The organism is Phenylobacterium montanum (assembly GCF_018135625.1).
In the GTDB taxonomy this organism is placed as follows: domain Bacteria; phylum Pseudomonadota; class Alphaproteobacteria; order Caulobacterales; family Caulobacteraceae; genus Poindextera; species Poindextera montana.
In genome coordinates this window covers 2,494,702-2,508,883 of the sequence record NZ_CP073078.1, presented here as the reverse complement: position 1 = coordinate 2,508,883, position 14,182 = coordinate 2,494,702, and the positions used below count along the sequence as shown (strand labels likewise).

The following is a 14,182-nucleotide window of genomic DNA, read 5'->3' as shown; positions in this document are numbered from 1 at the left end:
CGCCGGCCAAATCCTGCAGGAGGTCTGATTGACCGACGAGTTCGACATGACCGGCAAGGTGGCCCTGGTCACCGGCGGCAGCCGGGGGCTGGGCCTGGAGATCGCCCGGGCCTTCGCCCGGCACGGGGCCGACGTGATCATAACCAGCCGCAAGCTTGAGGCCTGCGAGGCGGCGGCCGGCGAGATCGAGGCCATGGGCCGACGGGCGCTGGCCTATGGCTGCCATGTGGGCAAGTGGGACGAGATCCCGGGGCTGGTCGACGCTGCCTATGGCCGGTTCGGCAAGATCGATGTGCTGGTCAACAACGCCGGCATCGCCCCGACCGCGCCCTCCTCGGCCGAGCTCAGCGAGGAGCTGTTCGACAAGACCGTCGGGGTCAATTTCAAGGGGCCGTTCCGCCTCTCGGCCCTGGTGGGCGAGCGCATGTTCGCGGCGGGAAGCGGGGCGATCGTCAACGTCTCCTCAACCGCCGCCGTCTCGCCGAGCCGCACCTATCCGGTCTATTCGGGGGCCAAGTCGGCGCTGAACATCCTGACCCAGTGCCATGCCATGGAGTTCGGGCCCAAGGTCCGGGTCAACGCCATCATGTGCGGCCCGTTCTGGACCGACATCGCCAAGAGCTGGCGCGAAGAGGCGGACAAGAACTCGACGGCCGCGCTGCGGCGCATCGGCCGGCCCGAGGAGATCGCCACCACCGCCCTCTATCTGGCCAGCGAGCGGTCCAGCTTCACCACCGGGGCGATCATCCGCCTCGATGGCGGCAACTACTGAGCCGCGCCATGGCCGAGGGACCGCGCAAATACCTGGGCGAGACGGTCGAGGTGAAGACCCAGCACCGGATCGACGAGGCGCGGCTGGCCCAGTTCCTGGGCGATTGCGCGCCGGGCTATGCCGGGCCGCTGCGCGTGCGCCAATTCGAAGGCGGCCAGTCGAACCCGACCTATCTCTTGACCACGCCGGACGCGAAATACGTGTTGCGGCGTAAGCCGCCGGGCGTGCTGCTGAAATCGGCCCACGCGGTGGACCGGGAGTATCGGGTGATGCGGGCCCTGTGGGAGACCGGTTTTCCGGTCCCTGAGCCCCTGGACCTGTGCGAGGACGACGCCGTCCTCGGCACCGCCTTCTATGTCATGCGCCATGTGCCGGGGCGGGTGTTCCTGGACGTGACCATGCCGGACCTGAGCTGCGACGAACGGGCGGCGGTGTTCGACTCCATGAACGCGACCCTGGCCCGGCTGCACAGCCTGGACCACGCCGCCATCGGCCTCGGCGATTTCGGCCGCGGCGGCAACTACTTCCTGCGCCAGATCAGCCGCTGGTCGCAGCAGTACGAAGCCTCCAAGACCGCCGACATCCCGGCCATGGACAAGCTGATCGCCTGGCTGCCGACCGCCGCTCCAGTGGAAGAGGAGACGCGGCTGATCCACGGCGACTTCTCGTTCCACAATGTGCTGGTTCATCCCACAGAGCCGCGCATCGTCGCGGTTCTGGACTGGGAGCTTTCCACCACCGGCCACCCCCTGGGCGATCTGATGTACCACGGCATGGAGTGGTACCGGCCGGCGGGCAACGACGCGCGCGGCACGCTCCTGGGCGCCAATCTGGAGGCGCTGGGGGTTCCCAGCCTGGAGGCCTATGTCGCGCTCTATTGCGAGCGGATCGGCCGGGCGCCGGTCGAAAACCTGAACTTCCACAAGGCCTACAACCTCTTCCGCGTGGCCGCGATCGTCCAGGGCATCGTCGGGCGGGCGCGGGACGGCACGGCCGCCGCGGCCGGCGCCGCCGAGCAGGCGGCCCGGGTGCGTCCCCTGGCCGAGGCCGCCTGGCGCTTCGCCCAGGAGGGCGGGGCGGCCTGATTTTCCGAAAACACGAAAGGCGCTGACATGACCGCCCAAACCCACCGCCAGTGGCGGGTCGCGGCTCGGCCCATCGGGCGCCCGCTCCTAGCCTCGGACTTCGAATACGCCGAGGCGCCGATCAGGGAGCCTGACGAGGGAGAGGCCCTGGTCAAGACCCTCTATCTGAGCTTCGACCCGGCGCAAAAGAGCTGGATGGAAAACGTCGCCGGCTATCGCGATCCGGTTCAGATCGGCGATGTCATGCCGGGGCGCGGGGTGGGCGTGGTGCTGGAATCGCGTGACGGCGGCCTTCGCGCGGGCGACCTGGTCGAGGGGCCGATCGGCTGGCGGGATCATGCGGTGATGCCGGCTTCCGAGCTGAAGGTGCTGCCCGAGGGCGTGGCGCCGCCAGCGGCGATGAGCCTTCTGGGCACCACTGGGGCGACCGCCTATCTGGGCCTGGTCCATGTCGGCAAGCCCAAGCCTGGCGATGCGCTGGTGATCAGCGGCGCGGCCGGCGCCACCGGCTCGCTGGTCGGCCAGCTCGGCAAGCTGGCCGGCTGCCGGGTGATCGGCATCGCCGGCGGGGCGGAGAAGTGCGCCTGGCTGACCCAGGAACTCGGGTTCGACGGGGCGATCGACTACAAGTCGGAGAATGTCCGGTCGCGATTGAGAGACCTGTGTCCCAAGGGCATCGACGTCTTCTGGGACAATGTCGGGGGCGAGATCCTCAACGACGCCCTGGCGCGGCTCAGCGTCGGCGCGCGCGTCGTGATCTGCGGCGGCATATCCCGCTACAATTTCGACGCCCGCGACCCGTCGCAAATGCCGCCGGGGCCGCGCAACTATTTCAATGTGGTCTTCACCGGCGCGACCATCCAGGGCTTTTTGCTCGGCCACTACGAGCGCGAGATCCCCCTGGCCGAGGCGCGGCTTTTGGACTGGATCCGCAAGGGCGACCTCAAGTTCAAGGCCGACGTGCGCGAAGGCTTCGAGCACGCGCCTGCCGCCCTGATGGGCCTGTTCGAAGGCGGCAATTTCGGCAAGCAGATGCTGAAGGTCGGTGAGCCGTGAGGCCGGCGATCGTCACCGGCGCGGCGCGGGGCATCGGCCGCGCCTGCGCCCGGCGCCTGGCGGAGGAGGGCGCTCAGGTCCTGGTGGTCGACCAGGACCGCGAGGCCGGGGCGGCGGCCGTCGCGGACCTCGGATCGGCCGGGTTCGAGGCCGCCTTGTTCGCCGCCGACCTGTCCCGGCCCGAGGCGGCGGACGAGGTCGTCGAGGCCTGTGTCTCCGCCTTCGGCGGGGTGGAAATCCTCATCAACAATGCCGGAATCGCGCCGCGGGCCGACTTCTTCGAGGTTTCGGCGGCCGATTTCGACCGGGTGATGGCGATCAACCTGAGGGCGCCGTTCCTGCTGACCCAGGCCGCGGCCCGGCGTATGCGCGAGCAGGGACGCGGCGGGGCGGTGGTCAACATCTCCTCGATCAATGCGGTGCTGAACGGGCCGCAATCCCTCAGCTATTGCGTCTCCAAGGGCGGGCTGAATCAGCTCACCCGCAACTGCGCCATCGCGCTGGCGCCCTGGAACATCCGGGTCAACGCGGTGGGGCCGGGCACCATCGTCACCGAGATGGCGGCGAGCTTCGGCCTGACCGGCGAGGGCGCCCGCGCGCCGCTGGAGCGCACGCCGCTGGGACGCCTGGGCTTACCGGAAGAGATCGCCTCAGTGGCCGCCTTCCTGGCCAGCCACGGCGCCGCCTTCGTCACCGGCCAGACCGTCTATGCCGATGGCGGGCGGCTGGGGCTGAACTACAGCCTGCCCGTTAGCGAGCCGGTCGGGCGCTCTTGACATTCAGCATAATCATGATGATGATTATGCGAGAATAATAACAACGATAATCATTCCAGGGGGAGGAGCCCGCCCCGTCATCAGCCCGGCCTTTCAGGTGTCGGACGCGCCGATCTGGTGCGGAACGGCCCGGCCTTTCGTGACGAGAACGGGACCGCCCCGCCAACAAGACGGCCGCCACGCCTTGCGCCGTCGAAACAGAAGGGGGAACGGCATGACCGATCGACGGAAACAATTTGTGGCCGAGCGCGGCGTGCGCGGTGGCGCCGCCCTGGCCGTGCTGGGCTTGGCGGCTGGTCTCGGCGTCGCGCCGGGCCTCGCTCAGGCGCAGCAGGCCGCCGCCCCGGCGCCCGCTGCGGCTCCAACCGAGACGGCCGGCGAGATCGTGGTCACCGCGACCCGGCGCGAGGAAGCGCTGAGCCGGGTGCCGATCGCCGTGACGGCGATGTCCGGCAAGGTGGTCCAGGAGGCCCATATCGGCAACTTCGTCGACCTGCCGGCCATGGTGCCCGGCGCGACCTTCGTCTCCACCAAGGGGCCGAGCACGGCCAACCTGCAGATCCGCGGCCAGACCACCACCAACGACGCCCCGGCGCTGGAGCTGCCGGTGGCGGTGTTCATCGACGACATCTACTACGGCACCCTGGCCTCGTTCGACGCCGACTTCTTCGACGTCAGCCAGATCGCCGTGCTGCGCGGCCCGCAGGGCACCACCTTCGGCCGCAACGTGGTCGGCGGGGCGCTGCAGATCACCGACAACATGCCCAAGCTGGGCCAGACCGGCGGTGAGACCAACCTGACGGTCGAGACCTATACCGGGTCGGGCGTGCCGGATTCACCGGGCTTCGAGACCCAGGGCTTCTTCAACCTGGCCGTCAGCCCCGACGCCGCCGCGCGCCTCGCCTACAGCGTCAAGGATGTCGGCGGGTACATGCACAACTATGTCACCGGCCATAATCTCAGCGACCAGAAGAGCTTCGCCATCCGCCCGACCTTCCTGTGGCGGCCGACAGACGACCTGAAGCTCCAGGCCATGGTCTCCTACATCCACGAGGACGAGGCGGCGGCCGGCTATCACTTCTTCGGCCAGGGCTCGGTGGTCGCCGCCGCCCAGGCGATCTCGACCAGCCCCTGGGCCAGCTTCCAGGACGTGGACGGGACCAACAAGCGGGACATCTTCGCCGCCCAGGTCCGCGCCGACTGGAGCCATTCGTTCGGCGATCTGACCTCGATCACCAGCTACCGCTCGCTGGACGCCAAATATGTCGACGACGGCGACAGCGGCCCGCTGCCGGCCAACAACAACAGCATCAACGCCAGCCGCGAGTTCGAATTCAGCCAGGAATTCCGCCTGACCTCGCCCACCGGGCGGCGGCTGGAATACGTCGCGGGCCTCTACTACGGCTTCGAGAACCTGAAGAAGGCGATCACCTTCGGCTTCAACGGGACCATTCCGGGCCAGTTCTTGGGGGTGCTGACCAAGGGGACGTTGCAGAACCAGACCGCGGTCGGCGACGCCCACGTCCTGACCGTGGCCCCGTTCGCAGAAGGCAAGTTCCACTTCACCGACCAGGTCGCCCTGACCGTCGGCGGCCGGGTGACCTACGAAGACAAGAAGAACTACACCGACCACATCGGCGCCTCGGCCTTCTATGGCGCGGCCTTCAACGCCGAGGGCATGGAGCACGAATGGACCGCCTTCACCCCGCGCGCGATCCTGGAATACAAGCCGTTCCACAACACGCTGTTCTACGCCAGCGCTTCGACCGGATTCAAAGGCGGCGGCTGGTCGCTGACCAGCACCAGCCCGGCCAAGGCGGTGATCCCGCTGAACCCCGAGCGCAGCATCAGCTATGAGCTGGGCGCCAAGGTGCAGCTGTTCGACCATCGGGTCTCGCTGAATACGGCGATCTACCAGGCAGACACTAAGGACCTGCAGGTGCGATCCCTGATCGGCCCGGTTCTGACTGACACCAACGCCGGCAGCGAGCGCGTGCGCGGGGTCGAGGTCGAAAGCACCTGGACGCCGTTCCACAATGCGCAGATCGGCTTGAACTACGCCTATACCGAAGCGATCTACACCCAGTTCCGCGGCTGCGCGGCCGGCGGGGTCAATTGCAGCGGCGGAACCGTGCCGTTCGTGCCCAAGAACGACGTGCACCTTTTTGTGCAGTACCGCTGGGACCTGGGGGGACTGGGTGACCTGACCGCCCATGCGGACGGCGAATGGTCGGGCCACACCCAGGTCAGTCCCGTCAACGCCGCCCAACCGATCGCCAAGAACTTCACCGAGAAGCGCGGGCTGATCAACGGTTCGCTGATCTACGAGCCGACCGGCGGCCAGTGGAAGCTGCAGATCTGGGGGAAGAACCTGACCAATACCGGGTTCATGACCGCGCCGTCGAACTACTATTTCTACTACTTGAAAACGGCGGAATATTTGGCGGGCTTGCGAGAGGTCGACCGCGGCACCGTCAATCCGCCGCGCGAGATCGGCGCGACCCTGACCTACAAGTTCTAGGGTATCTGCGGATCCTATTTTCACCGCTCATCCCGGCGAAGGCCGGGATCCAGATCGTAAGGCTCAGTCAGTGCAGGACTTTTCTGGAGGCGAACGCCCGGACGCCAGGCGCTCTGTGATCTGGATCCCGGCCTTCGCCGGGATGAGCGGAATAGGTTAGGGCTATGGGTGGAAATCGACCCAAGACCCTCTCCGCCCGCTACGGTTGGTTCGCGCTGGCGATCCTGTTCGTGGTGGCCCTGTTCAACTATGTCGACCGCTCGATCCTGTCGATCATGCAGGTGGCGCTGAAGCGCGACCTGGGCCTGACCGACACCGAGCTCGGCAGCCTGACCGGGCTGTCCTTCGCCATCTTCTACACCACCGGCGCCCTGCCGGTGGCCTGGCTCGCCGACCGCATCGCCCGCAAGTACGTGCTGACCGCGGCCCTGGCGATCTGGACCTTGATGACCGCCGCCAGCAGCCTGGCCACTGGGTTCGTCAGCCTCAGCGCCTGCCGCATCGGGGTGGCGGTGGGGGAGGCCGGTTGCGTGCCGGCCTCGCACTCGCTGATTTCGGACTATTTCCCCCGCCAAAAGCGGGCCCTGGCCATGGCCGTCTGGGGCCTGTCCATGCCGCTCGGCGGCATGTTGGGCGTATACCTTGGCGGCCAGCTGACCGCCGCTATCGGCTGGCGGGGCGCCTTCGCCGCCATAGGCCTGGGCGGCCTCGTCCTGGCGCCGCTGGTCGCCCTTTTTCTGAAAGAGCCTCAACGTGGCCGCTTCGACGGCGCGTCGGGAGTCAAGGGGCGCAGCGTCTGGGCCTCGCTGGCGATCCTGTGGCGCTTTCGCTCCTTCCGCTACCTGTGCCTGGCCGAAGGGCTGCAGGCCTGGGGCCAGACGGCGATGCAGGCCTGGAACGCGCCCTTCTACAGCCGCCTGCACCACATGCCCCTGGCGCACATAGCCGCCGCCCTGTCGCTGATCATCGGGCTTTCCGGCGCGGCGGGGACCTTCCTGGGCGGCGCCCTGGCCAACAGCCTGGCCCGGCGCGACGTGCGCTGGTTCATGCGCATTCCGGCGATCGCCGCCGTTCTGACCGCACCCTTCGCGCTCTTGCAGTACTTGACCCCCAGCCTGACCCTGTCGCTGGCGGCGGCGATCGTCCCGGCGGCCATGGTCAATGTCTATATGGCCCCGGCCAACGCCATGTCGCAGTCGCTGGTCCCGGCCGACATGCGCGCCTTCACCTCGGCCATGCTGGTGCTGGTGGTGAACGTGATCGGCCTCGGGCTAGGCCCCGTCAGCATCGGCGCGCTGAGCGACGTTTTGGCCCACCACTACGGCCTCGGCGCGGCCTCGCTGCGCTGGGCCCTGCCGACCGTGGCGATCCCGGCGACCGTGTCGGCGCTGCTGTTCTTGCTCTCCAGCCTCTACCTGCCGCGGGAGCTTTCGCCCCTTCACCGCGCGGAAGCAGAGCCAGCGAACGAGCGGCCTCAGCCTATCGCCACTGGATCTTCTCACCCACGCGCCGCGGCCAGTAGGCCTTGAAGTCCTCCACCACATGTTGGATGTGCTCGGCCATCAACTTTTCCGCCTTGTCCGGCTTGCCGGCGATGATCGCCTCGGCCAGTTCGCTGTGGTCATGGACGATCTGCTCCTCGAGCTGACTGCGCTCGGGATTGGTCAGGACCTGCTCGGTCGAGATGTAGCTGATCGACTGCAGGGCCAGGGCCAGGACCGGATTGTCGGCCAGGGTGGCGATGCGGTCGTGAAAGTCGAGGCCCTCGGCGATGGCCCACTTGCCGTGCTCGGCGTGGTCCTTGGAGACGAAGGGCCCCATCATCTCGCGCACCTTGGCCCGGTCGGGGTTCTTGGCCGCCAGCCCCGCCAGCACGGGCTCGGCCGCCATCCAGGCGTCCAGGAGCTTATCGTAGGTCGAGCCGGCCATGTGCAGGTAGAGGGTCAGGGTCCGGGCCAGGTTGCCCGGATGTACGCTGCCCACCACCGTGCCTGCGCCAGGGCCGGGACGGATGGCGATCAGGCCCTGGACTTCCAGCAGGCGTAGGGCCTCGCGCAGGGACGAGCGACTGACGCGATACTGCTTCAGCATCTCCGCTTCCAGCGGCAGGCGGTCGCCAGGCTTGAGGTCCTGCTCGACGATGTTGCGCACGATCTCCAGGGCGACGATCTCGGAGGTCTTGGAGGCGCGGCGGGGCGTCGCAAAGGTGGGGGGCGTCCTTGTGGTTTGCGAAGCGCTCTCGTTCGGCGCGGACGACGGTTTCGCACGCAGCGGCATGTCGGTCGAAATCTCCCCCTCCAAAACGCGCCCAGGGCGGCGACTCACTGCCCGCAATTGCCAGGCGAGTCGAGTTTATCAGCATAAACCCGTGGCCGTCAGCATAGTGACATTGACAGGATCGGCGGCAAGTTCATAATAATGATTATAACGGATTTGACCTGATCCAGGTTAGGGAGGTGGCGGAAAACCGGCCGGAAGCGGCGGTTCGCCACATTGGAAGCGGCGAGGGTGCGCAAGGCGTGATGCTCGAATCGACAAGGGTGAAACTGCCGGCGGCGGGCGCGTCCCGCCGGCCCGGCGCGCGGCGGGGGCCGCTGGCCGGGGTGCGCGTGGCCGACTTCTGCTGGATGGGGGTGGGCGCCTGCGCCACGCGCCTGTTGGCCGATTTCGGCGCAGAGGTGATCCGCATCGAGGACCGCAACCGGCTGGACATGCCGCGGCGCCTGCCGATCTACAAGGGCGAGGCGCGCACCTATGGCGAGGAGGACGCCAATCCCGATCCCAACAAGGGCGGACTGTTCAACAACTACAACCGCAACAAGCTGGGCGTGACCATCAACATGCGTTCGCCCAAGGGCCGCGCCCTGGCCGACCGGCTGATCGCCGCCTCGAGCGTGGTGACGGAGAATTTCGCGCCGGGGGTGATGGAGCGCTGGGGCCTGACCTACGAGCGGCTGAACCAGATCTCGCCAGACGTAATCTATGCCCGCATGAGCGGCTTCGGCCATTCGGGGCCGCATGCCGAGTACCGCAGCTATGGCCCGGTGGTGCAGGCTGTCTGCGGGCTTTCGCACATCAGCGGCCTGCCGGGCGAGGAGCCCTCGGGCTGGGGGCTGAGCTACATGGACAACGAGGCGGCCTTCTTCAACGCCTCGGCGCTCTTGACCGCGATCTATCACCGGGGCCTGACCGGCCAGGGGGCCGAGATCGACGTGGCGGCGGTGGAGGCCGGGATCAATCTTTTGGGCCCGGTCTTGCTGGAGGTGTCGGTCAACGGCCGCTCGACCCGCGGGGGCGACTATCCGACCGGCAACCGGCTGGAGCATCCGAACGCTGCGCCGCACGGGGTCTATCCCTGTGAGGGCCAGGACCGCTGGATCGCCATCGCGGTGTTCAATGACGCTGAATGGGCGGCCCTGGCGGCCGAGATCGGGGCGGATTGGACCGCCGATCCGCGGTTTGCGAGCCAGGCGGCGCGGTTCGCCAATCAGGACGCGCTGGATGCGCACATGGCCGACTGGACGAAAGGCCAGGACCGCTACGGCCTGATGCGCCGGCTGCAGGCCGCGGGCGTCGCCGCGGGCGCGGTGCAGACGGCCGAGGACACCAACGACCACGACCCGCAGATCGCCGGCCGCGGCCTGTTCTTCGAGATGGATCACCCGGTGATCGGCGAGGCCCGCTTCGAGGGCACGCCGATCCGGTTCCGCGAGACGCTGCAGGAGAACTGGCGGTCCGGCCCGCTCCTGGGCGAGGACAACGCCTATGTGTTCAAGGAGCTCCTGGGCGTTGCGGAAGACGAGTACCAGGACCTGGTGATGGAAGGAGCGCTTTGACCATGGGCGCCGAGCATCTGAGTTTCGCCGCGCGCACCGCGGGCCTGCCCAATCCCCTGACCGGGCTGAAGGTGGTCGAGCTGGCCGAGGATCCCGGCGGGGAGTTCACCGGCCTGCTCTTGGCCCAGCTGGGCGCCGAGGTGGTCAAGCTGGAGGGGCCGGAAGGCTCGCCGACCCGCGCCGCAGGCCCTTGGGCCAAGGGCGCCGAGGGGCCGGAGACCAGCCTGAAGTTCTGGTTCTACAATTCCAACAAGAAGAGCGTCACCGCCGACGTGCGCACCCCGGCGGGGCTGGCGGCGCTTCAGGACCTCCTGGCCGACGCCGACGTCTTCATCTGCACCCTGCAGCCCCACGCCCTGGCGGCGGCAGGGCTGGACCTGGAGGCGATCCTCGAGGCCCATCCGAAGCTGATCATCGCCGCGGTGACCGCTTTTGGCCTCACCGGGCCGTGGAAGGACTACAAGTCCTCGGACATCGTGGCCCTGGCGGCCGGCGGGCCGCTGAACAGCTGCGGCTATGACGACCACACCATCCCCCCGATCCGCCCCGGCGGCGATCAGGCCTATCATACCGTGGCCAGTTTCGCGCAGATCGGGATCATGCTGGCCCTCCTGGAACGCCAGAAGACCGGCCGCGGCGATCTTCTGGACATTTCCATGCACGAGGCCTGCGCGGTGAATGTCGAGCTGGCCAATCCCTACTGGTTCTATCCGCGAGTGCATGTGCATCGGCAGACCTGCCGCCACGCCCAGCCCTCGCCGACCCAGCCGGCCTTGTTCCGCTGCGCCGACGACCGCTATGTCTATTTCGCCCTGATCCTGGCCGAGCCCAAGGCGTGGAAGAGCCTGGTCGACTGGATGGACTCCAAGGGCATGGCGGCCATGCTGACCGAGCCGGAATACCAGGACGTCAAGTTCCGCCAGGACAATTTCCACCTGGTGCAGGAGGTGGTCGAGTGCTTCTTCCTGGTGCACACGGCCGAGGAGATGTACCGCGAGGGTCAGGCCGCCGGCCTGCCGATCGGGGTCCTGAACGCCCCCGAGGACCTGTTCCACGACGAGCACCTGATCGCCCGCGATTTCTTCGCCAGGGTCGAGCATGAGGGGGTGGGCGAGGTGGCCTATCCGGGGCCGATCTACCGCTTCTCGTCCTTCTGCGAGGTGGCGCGCACGCCGGCGCCCAAGCTCGGGGAGCACAACGCCGAGATCTTGAAATCGGAGGCCGGGTCATGAGCCGGATCGACGACGAGACCGCCTTCGCGGGGCGCGACAAGTGCGCGGTGGCCGGCATCGGCCAGACGGCGTTCAGCAGGAATTCCGGGCGCAGCGTCCTGTCCCTGGCCACCGAGGCCTCGCTGAAGGCCCTGGCCGAGGCGGGGCTGAGCGTCGAGGACGTCGACGGCATCGTCCGTTGCGGCGACGACGTGGTGACGCCCTACACCCTGGCCGCGGCCCTCGGCGCCAGCAACCTGGCCTATTGGGCCGACACCGGGCCGGGCGGGGTTGCGCCCTGCATGATGATGGGCCTGGCCATGGGGGCGATCCTGTCGGGCCAGGCCAAGACGGTGATCGCTTTCCGCTCGCTGAACGGGCGCTCCGAGACCCGGCTGGGCTCGGGCGGCAAGCGGGCCGGGCATCAGGAGGCGGGCGGCGGCGGGACCTATGACGAGTACTACGTCCCTTATGGCCTGATGACCGCTGGCCAGACCTTCGCCCTGATGACCCGCCGGCACATGCTGGAATACGGCACCACACCTGCGCAGCTGGGGGCGGTGGCCATGACCTGCCGCGAGCACGCCAATGCGACGCCGCACGCGATCATGCACGACAAGGCCATGAGCCTCGACGATTACCTGGCCTCGCGGATGATCTCGACGCCGCTTCGGCTGTTCGACTTCTGCCTGGAGTCGGACGGGGCCTGCGCGGTGGTGATCACCAGCGCCGAGCGGGCCAAGGACCTTAAGAAGCCGCCGGTCCTGATCCGCGCCGTCGCCGGCGGGGAGCCGCAGGACCATCGGGCCGGGATGATGTTCCCGGTCACCACCCGCCACGACATGACCGAGCTCGGCGGGCGCAAGGGCGGCGAGGTCTTGTGGAAGCGCGCCGGCGTCGGGCCGCAGGATATGGACATCGCCCAGATCTACGACTGCTTCACCATCAGCGTGCTGTTGCAGCTCGAGGCCTACGGTTTCTGCGGCAAGGGCGAGGCGGGGCCGTTCGTCGAGAGCGGCGCGATCAGGCGGGGCGGCTCCCTGCCGATCAACACCGGCGGCGGGCACATGTCCGAGGCCTATGTCCACGGCATGAACCACATCGTCCAGGCGGTGCGCCAGCTGCGCGGCGAGGCCGATATGCAGATCGAGGGGGCCGAGCTCTGTCTCTGCACCGGCGGGCCCCTGCCGGTGGGCTCCAGCGTCGTGTTCCGGAGGGCCGCGTGATGGGCGCCGAGATGATCCTGCCCTTTGTCGCCGACCGCGAGACCGAGGGGTTTTTCGCCGCCGCGGCCGAGCAGCGGCTGGTCTTCAGAGCCTGCGCGGATTGCGACCGCGGCCTGCACCCGCCGACGGAGCACTGTCCCCATTGCGGCGGCTGGAACACCGGCTGGCGCGAGGCGAGAGGGACCGGCCGCCTGCATACCTGGACCCTGGTCACGCACCAGGTGCATCCAGCCTTTCCGACGCCCTACACCCTGGTGGTGGTGCAGTTGGACGACGCGCCGGACGTGCGGCTGATGGGCCGGCTGGACGGTGCGCCGGAGCTGGCCGAGGGCCAGCCGATGCAGGTCTGGTTCCAGACCCTGGAGCCCGGCGTCGTGCTGCCGCAGTGGCGCGTGGCGTGAGGGTTCTCAAGACCGCTTCCCCATCGATGGGGAAGAGCTTTGAATTCGCTTGCAGGAGCCCAAAGTGACCCGGCGCACCATCGGCATCACCACCTACGACTACACGCCCACCGACCTCTTGAATCTCGCCGTCCACGCCGAGCGGCTGGGCTTCGAGGGCCTGTGGTTCGGCGAACACTATGTGATCCCCGAGCGCTATGACGGTCATCACCCCTCGCGCAAGGAAACCCCCGCCGACAAGAACGACGCCCGGGACAAGGCGATCCTGGGCGAGCAGGTGCGCATCTATGACCCCTGGTTCCTCCTGGGCGCGGTGGCCGGGGCGACCAAGCGGCTCAAGATCGGCACCGCGATCTGCATCGCGCCGATGAACCACCCGCTGCTCTTGGCCCGGCATACGGCCACCGCCCACGACGTGTCCGGCGGGCGGTTCCTCCTGGGAACCGGCGCCGGCTGGCTGAAGGAGGAGTTCGATGCGGTCGGCATTCCCTTCAATGAGCGCGGCTCGCGCCTCGACGAGATCATCGAGGTCCTGAAGAAGGCCTGGGCCGGCGGTTTCTTCGCCCACGAGGGCAAGCATTTCCGCTTCGATAGCCTGCAGATCACCCCGCACCCGGTGAAGGTGCCCCTGGTCTGCGGCGGCAATACCGGCCCGGCCCTGCGCCGCGTGGCCGAGGTGGCCGACGCCTGGATCAACTCGGCCATGGTCGCCCTGGACGAGGCCGAGGCCTTGCGCGAGGTGATCGAGAAGGAGCGGCAGGCGCGAGGCACGGCCCGCCGGCCCTTCGACTACTATGTCCGGCCCCAGAGCCCCGACCCGGACTTGATCGAGCGTTTCTTCGCCGCGGGATTCGACAATCTGGTGCTGTGGGGGCCCAATATCTGGCCGAACGACGACACGATCCCCCTCGCCGACAAGGTCGCCGGCCTGGAGCGCGTCGCCCGCGACCTTGGCCTTGCGGCCGTCTGAGACCTGGAGTTCGACCCAATGGACCTGAAACCCGGATCGCGCTGGAAGAGCGCCGTCTGCACGGCCGAGGCGGTGGTGGTGCGGCCGCCAAACGCGGGGGTGACCCTGGAATGCGGCGGCCAAGCCATGCTGGGCGCGGCCGACGTGCGAGCTGAGGGCCTGGCGGCGGCCGAGGGCTTCGATGGCGGGGCTGCGGTCGGCAAGCGCTATGCGGACGAGACGAGCGGTCTTGAGGTCCTGTGCAGTAAGTCCGGCGGCGGAGCCTTCTCCGCCGACGGGCGGCTGCTCACGATCAAGGAAGCCAAGAAACTTCCAGCTTCGGACTGAC

At 68.1% G+C, this 14,182-nt stretch carries 13 protein-coding genes; 12 read left to right on the top strand and 1 reads right to left on the bottom strand.

Annotated features, from left to right (window positions below; genetic code table 11):
- The first annotated feature begins 28 nt into the window (after positions 1-28).
- From KCG34_RS11205 to KCG34_RS11180, 6 genes are all read left to right on the top strand, one after another.
- Positions 29-772: an SDR family NAD(P)-dependent oxidoreductase gene (locus KCG34_RS11205; RefSeq protein WP_211940431.1), complete on the top strand. Its 744-nt coding sequence runs from the start codon at positions 29-31 to the stop codon at positions 770-772.
- 8 nt (positions 773-780) lie between these two features.
- A complete protein-coding gene (locus KCG34_RS11200) occupies positions 781-1,857 on the top strand; it encodes a phosphotransferase family protein (RefSeq protein ID WP_211940430.1) in 1,077 nt (358 codons plus the stop codon).
- A gap of 27 nt (positions 1,858-1,884) precedes the next feature.
- The gene (locus tag KCG34_RS11195) at positions 1,885-2,913 is read left to right on the top strand and encodes an NADP-dependent oxidoreductase (RefSeq protein ID WP_211940429.1); all 1,029 of its coding nucleotides are present in this window, start codon (positions 1,885-1,887) and stop codon (positions 2,911-2,913) included.
- Positions 2,910-3,689 (top strand): SDR family NAD(P)-dependent oxidoreductase, encoded by a 780-nt coding sequence (locus tag KCG34_RS11190; RefSeq protein ID WP_211940428.1) that lies wholly within the window; start codon positions 2,910-2,912, stop codon positions 3,687-3,689. The genes KCG34_RS11195 and KCG34_RS11190 overlap by 4 nt, the downstream gene beginning before the upstream one ends.
- A gap of 214 nt (positions 3,690-3,903) precedes the next feature.
- Complete coding sequence (locus tag KCG34_RS11185; protein WP_211940427.1) at positions 3,904-6,210, top strand: TonB-dependent receptor; 2,307 nt, start codon at positions 3,904-3,906, stop codon at positions 6,208-6,210.
- A gap of 164 nt (positions 6,211-6,374) precedes the next feature.
- The gene (locus tag KCG34_RS11180) at positions 6,375-7,739 is read left to right on the top strand and encodes a spinster family MFS transporter (protein WP_211940426.1); all 1,365 of its coding nucleotides are present in this window, start codon (positions 6,375-6,377) and stop codon (positions 7,737-7,739) included.
- Here the strand turns inward: KCG34_RS11180 and KCG34_RS11175 are convergent.
- The gene (locus KCG34_RS11175; RefSeq protein ID WP_211940425.1) at positions 7,690-8,487 is read right to left on the bottom strand and encodes a FadR/GntR family transcriptional regulator; all 798 of its coding nucleotides are present in this window, start codon (positions 8,485-8,487) and stop codon (positions 7,690-7,692) included. The genes KCG34_RS11180 and KCG34_RS11175 overlap by 50 nt on opposite strands.
- A gap of 245 nt (positions 8,488-8,732) precedes the next feature.
- Between KCG34_RS11175 and KCG34_RS11170 the strand changes: the two genes are divergently transcribed.
- The 6 genes from KCG34_RS11170 to KCG34_RS11145 all read left to right on the top strand — a co-directional run bounded on the left by KCG34_RS11170 (position 8,733) and on the right by KCG34_RS11145 (position 14,181).
- Positions 8,733-10,046 (top strand): CaiB/BaiF CoA transferase family protein, encoded by a 1,314-nt coding sequence (locus KCG34_RS11170; protein ID WP_211940424.1) that lies wholly within the window; start codon positions 8,733-8,735, stop codon positions 10,044-10,046.
- 2 nt (positions 10,047-10,048) lie between these two features.
- The gene (locus KCG34_RS11165; RefSeq protein ID WP_211940423.1) at positions 10,049-11,278 is read left to right on the top strand and encodes a CaiB/BaiF CoA transferase family protein; all 1,230 of its coding nucleotides are present in this window, start codon (positions 10,049-10,051) and stop codon (positions 11,276-11,278) included.
- Positions 11,275-12,483, top strand: coding sequence for a thiolase C-terminal domain-containing protein (locus KCG34_RS11160; protein ID WP_211940422.1), 1,209 nt, complete (start codon positions 11,275-11,277; stop codon positions 12,481-12,483). Before KCG34_RS11165 ends, KCG34_RS11160 begins: the two co-directional genes overlap by 4 nt.
- A complete protein-coding gene (locus tag KCG34_RS11155) occupies positions 12,483-12,884 on the top strand; it encodes a Zn-ribbon domain-containing OB-fold protein (protein ID WP_211940421.1) in 402 nt (133 codons plus the stop codon). The genes KCG34_RS11160 and KCG34_RS11155 overlap by 1 nt, the downstream gene beginning before the upstream one ends.
- A 64-nt stretch (positions 12,885-12,948) precedes the next feature.
- Positions 12,949-13,854 (top strand): TIGR03619 family F420-dependent LLM class oxidoreductase, encoded by a 906-nt coding sequence (locus KCG34_RS11150; protein ID WP_211940420.1) that lies wholly within the window; start codon positions 12,949-12,951, stop codon positions 13,852-13,854.
- Positions 13,855-13,872: 18 nt separating this feature from the next.
- Complete coding sequence (locus KCG34_RS11145; RefSeq protein WP_211940419.1) at positions 13,873-14,181, top strand: hypothetical protein; 309 nt, start codon at positions 13,873-13,875, stop codon at positions 14,179-14,181.
- Position 14,182 lies beyond the last annotated feature (1 nt).

Coding starts and splice junctions, on each gene's coding strand:
- KCG34_RS11185 (WP_211940427.1), top strand. CDS start 3,904: ATGACCGATCGACGGAAACAATTTGTGGCCGAGCGCGGCGTGCGCGGT.
- KCG34_RS11195 (WP_211940429.1), top strand. CDS start 1,885: ATGACCGCCCAAACCCACCGCCAGTGGCGGGTCGCGGCTCGGCCCATC.
- KCG34_RS11200 (WP_211940430.1), top strand. CDS start 781: ATGGCCGAGGGACCGCGCAAATACCTGGGCGAGACGGTCGAGGTGAAG.
- KCG34_RS11165 (WP_211940423.1), top strand. CDS start 10,049: ATGGGCGCCGAGCATCTGAGTTTCGCCGCGCGCACCGCGGGCCTGCCC.
- KCG34_RS11180 (WP_211940426.1), top strand. CDS start 6,375: ATGGGTGGAAATCGACCCAAGACCCTCTCCGCCCGCTACGGTTGGTTC.
- KCG34_RS11175 (WP_211940425.1), bottom strand. CDS start 8,487: ATGCCGCTGCGTGCGAAACCGTCGTCCGCGCCGAACGAGAGCGCTTCG.
- KCG34_RS11155 (WP_211940421.1), top strand. CDS start 12,483: ATGGGCGCCGAGATGATCCTGCCCTTTGTCGCCGACCGCGAGACCGAG.
- KCG34_RS11170 (WP_211940424.1), top strand. CDS start 8,733: ATGCTCGAATCGACAAGGGTGAAACTGCCGGCGGCGGGCGCGTCCCGC.
- KCG34_RS11145 (WP_211940419.1), top strand. CDS start 13,873: ATGGACCTGAAACCCGGATCGCGCTGGAAGAGCGCCGTCTGCACGGCC.
- KCG34_RS11160 (WP_211940422.1), top strand. CDS start 11,275: ATGAGCCGGATCGACGACGAGACCGCCTTCGCGGGGCGCGACAAGTGC.